Source organism: Acidovorax sp. 22279 (assembly GCF_052045435.1).
In the GTDB taxonomy this organism is placed as follows: domain Bacteria; phylum Pseudomonadota; class Gammaproteobacteria; order Burkholderiales; family Burkholderiaceae_C; genus Acidovorax; species Acidovorax delafieldii.
This window is the reverse complement of record NZ_JBQEOV010000037.1, coordinates 1-661: the sequence shown is the minus strand read 5'-3', so window position 1 is coordinate 661 and position 661 is coordinate 1. Positions and strand designations below refer to the sequence as shown.

Annotated in this window: 1 protein-coding gene; it reads left to right on the top strand. The window is 59.8% G+C overall.

Annotated features, from left to right (window positions below; all coding sequences use genetic code 11):
- A partial coding sequence (locus ACTJKQ_RS24520; protein WP_440598368.1) for a replication initiation factor domain-containing protein occupies positions 1-511 on the top strand: 511 nt, incomplete at its 5' end.
- Positions 512-661 lie beyond the last annotated feature (150 nt).

Below are 661 nucleotides of genomic sequence, written 5' to 3'. Positions count from 1 at the left end.
GGGTCGCTCCTTCTACTTCGGCAGCAAGGCCGCAGGCAAGCAAACCAACGTCTATGACAAGGGCGTGCAGCTCTACGGCAAACAGGACGCCACCGGCTGGCAACGCATCGAGTTGCGTTATGGAAACCAAAAGCGATTGCTGCCCACGGACATTCTCCGCAGGCCTGCCGACTTCTTCGCAGGTGCCAGTGATTGGCATGCCCTGATGCTGGCTGAACACGGCGACATTGCATCGCCCGAGCCCATCAAAACAGAGCCGCGCCTGCCGCTCGAAACGCTCATGGCTGAGTGCACGCGCAATGCCCGTTGGTTCTTCTCCACCGCTGGCAAATCAGCCGCGCTCGCGTTCCTCTACATGGACCGCGAAACCCTCATGCAATTCATCGAGAACTGCGCAGAGCTGCCCGGTCGGCTGTCCAAGTTCAAGCGCTCCGAAGTCGAGCGCATCTATCAGCAGATGTTCAAAAAAATCTCGGGCTCCGGTGCTGGCCACGCCGCGTACGCCCACTAACCCAGGCCACACAAGGAAACCCAAAAAATGCGTATGCAAAGCCAAGCCGTGTTGCACGGTATCAAGTCCAGCAAGGGCGACTACGAGGGCCGCGCCTTCGACTCCACCACCTTCCACCTGTCGGTGGACATTGCGCAGTCCTCCAGCGGC